The organism is Burkholderia sp. E168m23 (assembly GCF_016586125.1).
In the GTDB taxonomy this organism is placed as follows: Bacteria; Pseudomonadota; Gammaproteobacteria; order Burkholderiales; family Burkholderiaceae; genus Burkholderia; species Burkholderia orbicola.
Genome location: NZ_BCPP01000608.1, coordinates 1 through 4,417, shown reverse-complemented (window position 1 = coordinate 4,417; position 4,417 = coordinate 1). Strand labels below are relative to the sequence as shown.

5 protein-coding genes are annotated in these 4,417 nt (G+C 62.2%); 4 read left to right on the top strand and 1 reads right to left on the bottom strand.

The features are described from left to right. The first annotated feature begins 17 nt into the window (after positions 1–17). The 4 genes from JMF90_RS25830 (at position 18) to JMF90_RS25815 (ending at position 3,964) form a co-directional block, all read left to right on the top strand. Complete coding sequence (locus JMF90_RS25830; RefSeq protein ID WP_077179765.1) at positions 18–1,499, top strand: winged helix-turn-helix domain-containing protein; 1,482 nt, start codon at positions 18–20, stop codon at positions 1,497–1,499. Between the two features lie 256 nt (positions 1,500–1,755). Then, on the top strand, positions 1,756–2,322 hold the full coding sequence (locus JMF90_RS25825) for a carboxymuconolactone decarboxylase family protein (protein WP_077179766.1): 567 nt from the start codon (positions 1,756–1,758) through the stop codon (positions 2,320–2,322). A 163-nt stretch (positions 2,323–2,485) separates the two neighbouring features. Continuing rightward, complete coding sequence (locus JMF90_RS25820; RefSeq protein ID WP_077179767.1) at positions 2,486–3,157, top strand: peroxiredoxin-like family protein; 672 nt, start codon at positions 2,486–2,488, stop codon at positions 3,155–3,157. 90 nt (positions 3,158–3,247) lie between these two features. After that, complete coding sequence (locus JMF90_RS25815; protein WP_201317295.1) at positions 3,248–3,964, top strand: SDR family oxidoreductase; 717 nt, start codon at positions 3,248–3,250, stop codon at positions 3,962–3,964. Here the strand turns inward: JMF90_RS25815 and JMF90_RS25810 are convergent. Further along, the coding region (locus JMF90_RS25810) for a substrate binding domain-containing protein (RefSeq protein WP_201325589.1) at positions 3,941–4,417 on the bottom strand (477 nt) is incomplete at its 5' end. The two genes, JMF90_RS25815 and JMF90_RS25810, sit on opposite strands and share 24 nt — an antisense overlap.

Genomic DNA, 4,417 nt, shown 5'->3' with positions numbered 1-4,417 from the left:
TGGACGAGGCCTGAGTCATGTTGCTGGGCACACTCGAAGTCGATTTGTCGACGCGCTCGTTACGACGTGATGGGAAGGCTATCCATGTCGGTTCGCGTGCATTTGACGTGCTCGCGGTACTGTTGTCGGCGGCGGGACGTCTCGTCACGAAAGACGAGTTGATGGCCGCGGTCTGGCCCGGCACGGTAGTTGAAGAAAACAATCTGCAGGTCCATATTTCCGCGTTGCGAAAATTGCTCGGACCGCAACGCGACCTGATTGTGACCGTACCCGGTCGCGGTTACCAACTGACGCAGAGATCCGCCCCGACCGCGAATTTGACGCCGGCTACACCGCCCAGGCAGGCCGACAGCGATATTCCGCGACGGCACGGGGCGCTCACGGGACGCGACAGCCTGGTCTCCAATATTGCGGCAATACTGGACACGACGCATATATTGACACTGGTGGGCGCCGGGGGCGTCGGGAAAACGAGCGCGGCAATCGAAGTTGCTCATGCGGCAGTAAGCGGCCGTTTTGATATCACGCGTTTCGTCGCGCTTTCCGATGCCGCCTCTCCAGAAGCGGTCTTGCAGAAAATCGCGACGGCATTCGGCCTGCCGATACGGGACGACAGGTCGGAGGTCGACGCGCTAGTCGCAGCTTTGCCGCGAGACCGCACGCTGCTGGTGCTGGACAACGCCGAGCACGTCATCGATGCAGTCGCTCGACTGGTCGATTCAGTTTGCATGCGGCTTGGCAACTTGCGGGTACTCGTCACGAGCCGTGAGCCGTTGAGGGTATCAGGTGAGACTGTCTGCCACGTGCGTCCGCTCCAAGTGCCACGTCCGGAGTCATCCATCGCAGAGCTGCTGGATTGTGAGGCAGTGCAGATGTTCTTGCAGCGCGCGCGACAGTCGGGTTGCGACCTTGATACTTTAAGAAAAAGCGCTCGTCTCGTTGGCGATATCTGTCGTCGGCTCGACGGTAATCCACTGGCGATCGAAATGGCAGTCGGGCGTATCGGTGCATTGGGCGTTCGAGGTGTTCACGGATTTCTCGACGATCGCTTCAAGTTGCTGACGCGGGGATACCGGACGGCGCTTGCGCACCACCAGACGTTACAGGCCAGCTTCGATTGGAGCTTTGCGTCGCTGAGCCCGTCGAGTCAGAAGCTCTTGGGCCACGTTGCGGCATTCCAGCGTGCTTTTACTTTCGAGGCATTGCGCGCGCTGGTATGCGATGCGCGGTATACGCTGTCTGACGTTGCCGGCGACATTGCTGAACTGACCGAGAAGTCGCTGGTGAGTGTTGAGCCGGGTAACGGCGAACATCGATTCTTTCTTTCCGAATCCGCCCGAGCATACGCGTTGCAAAAGCGTCGCATCGGAGGGAAGGACATTCGAATGTTCGCGCACTATGCCGGCTACCACTTCAGTGCTTGTGACGAAGCGCCGACCATTGGAACGGATGCGTTCAACGAGAAAGTGGAAGAGCGGGAGCTTGCCTGCGCCATCTGAGCATGTAAGGCAATGGTAGGCCCGGACCCGCTGACGCGGCCTGAACGAATTGCAGCGAGCGGCCGGTCCCGCCCCACGGGCGGCATCGAAATACTCCTTCCCGTCGCGCCCCTCTGTCTCTTCAAGCGTGTGCACGCCAACCGCACCGCCATCGCGGTATGCCTGCGAGGAATGACTGTTATCGACGGCGCGTGCCTTCTTCGAGCGGGCGCTGACCTTCATCATTTGTTCACCGTCAACCACCAGGAGCAAAACGGTGAGCCACTTCCCAACCTACACGATCGATAACGCGCCGGCCGCGTCGAAGGCCAGCCTCGAAGACACGAAGCGCGCCTTCGGCTTCGTCCCCAACCTTCAGGCGCATATGGCGGAATCGCCCGCGCTGCTGGCCGGCTATTCGGCGCTGTGGGATCTGTTCTCGAAAAGCACGCTGACGCCGCACGAGCAACAGGTCGTCTACCTGACCTCGAACTTCGAGAACGACTGCCACTACTGCATGGCCGGTCACAGCACGCTGGCAAAGATGATCAAGATGGACGCAGGCGTGATCGCCTCGCTGCGCGCGGGCACGCCGCTGCCCGATGCCAAGCTCGAAGCGCTGCATCGCTTCACGACGCTCATGGTGCGTGAGCGTGGCTTCGTCCCGGACGCCGATGTCGATGCGTTCCTCGCCGCCGGCTACACCCGTCAGAACGTCCTTGAAGTGATTCTGGGTGTGGCGACCAAGGTGATGAGCAACTACACGAACCACATCGTCCACACCGAACTCGACGGCTTCATGGCTGGTAACGAGTGGACCAAACCGGTCGCTGCCGCTGCCTGAGCCGGGCCTGCGTCGCGTGATCGACGAGGGCATCGGCCACCGCCCGGCGCTCGAAGGTATCGCTGCGGTCGAAGCCGCACGCATTGCCTCAGCGCCAAACGCAGCCTGAACCCACTGATTCGTTCGTTCCTTATTCCTCTATTTCTCTCGACGGAGAATACTCATGTCACTCCAAGACAAACTCGACGCGTTCCGGGTCGACTTCAAGGCAGGCAAGCCGCCGTTCAACGCACCGCCGGAGATTCATCCGGTGATGGAACGCGCCACCGCGGAACTGATTGCGAGCGGGCAAGCGGGTCGCGCGATCAAGGCCGGCGACCGCGCGCCGTCTTTCAAACTGAAAGATCAGGATGGCAACGACGTGTCTTCCGCTGCGTTGCTGGTGAAGGGCCCGCTGGTGGTGACGTTCTATCGCGGCGTCTGGTGCCCATACTGCAATATCGAATTGCAGGCGATCAACGAAGTGCTGCCGGAGATCCGGGCCTACGGCGCGAACGTCGTGGCGATTTCGCCGCAGACGCCGGTCAACAGCCGCAAGGCCGTGCGCACCAACGAACTGGGTTTTCCGGTGCTGAGCGACGTGAACGGTCAGACGGGTGCCGACTTCGGACTGCGTTTCGCGTTGCCCGACTATCTGGTCGAACTGTACAAAAACCTGAAGAACGATCTGCCGGCGTTCAATAACGACCCGAGCTGGACGTTGCCGATGCCCGCTCGCTATGTGATCGGTCAGAATGGCATCGTGCTGTATTCGGAGGTCAACCCCGATTACACGCGCCGTCCGGACCCGTCGGACATGTTCCCGGTTCTGGAAAAAGCCATAGCCAGCGCCTGAGCCTTGTCATTCAACGCTCACAGATCGCCACGCCGCACCGGGGAACCGGTCGCGGCATGTCGATTTCTTCCGGTTCGTAAAGGACATTCGATGACACATCGTACATTTCTCGTAACGGGCGCGACCAAGGGCATTGGTCTCGCGTTGACGGAACGGCTGATTGCCGACGGCCACCATGTAGTGGGTCTCGCGCGCGACGCGAGCGATTTCCCGGGCGAGCTGGTCCGCGTCGATCTGGCCGACCGTGCCGCGACGGGCGCGGTGCTCGATGATCTCGTGCGTCGTCACACGTTCGACGGCGTCGTGAACAATGTCGCGCTGGTCAGGCCGCAGCGTCTGGGTGAGGTCGCGCTGAACGATCTCGACGACGTTCTCGCGCTGAATCTTCATCCTGCCGTGCAGACGGTGCAGGCGCTGCCTCCCGGCATGCGGGCCCGCGGCTGGGGGCGTGTCGTGAACATCTCGAGCCTGACGATTCTGGGGATGACGCAGCGCACCGCGTATGCAGCGGCCAAGGCAGCGCTCGTGAGTTTTGCGCGTTCGTGGGCGTTGGAACTGGCCGGCACGGGCATCACGGTGAATGCCGTCGCGCCCGGCCCAACCGAGACCGCGCTGTTTCGTGCGAACAATCCGCCGGGCAGCGAAGGCGAGAAGCGCTATCTCGCCGCCGTGCCGATGGGCCGTTTCGGCCAGCCGCATGAAATCGCCGCGACGATCGCGTTTCTGCTGTCCGATGCGGCGGCTTTCATGACCGGTCAGACGCTTTACGTCGACGGCGGAGCATCAATCGGCAAGCTCGCTTTCTGAGTGCGGGCCGGCACGACTGCTGCCGGCTGCACCGAGCACCTCTTCGACGAAGGCGATGAACGCTCTTGCCTTCGCACTGACCAGGCGTCCGGCCGGAAAGACTGCCCACAGGTCGATCGCGGGCAATTCCCAGTCGGTCAGTACCGACTGAACCGTGCCGTCGGCGAGTTCCGGCGAGAACATCCATTCCGACGCGATCGCCAGGCCCAGTCCGCCGAGCACCGTCGTACGCATGCCTTCGGCGGCGCTCACGCTGACGCGTCCGGATACGACCACCGCCACTTCCTTGCCGTGCTGGCTGAACGCCCAGGACTCGCCGCCGCCTCGCAATGAATACACGATCACCTGATGCTGACAGAGGTCCGCCGGCGTGGTCGGCACGCCCGCCTCGGCGAGGTAGGCCGGCGTGCCGACCACCAGCCGGCGGCTTTGCGCGATGCGGCGCGCGGTCAT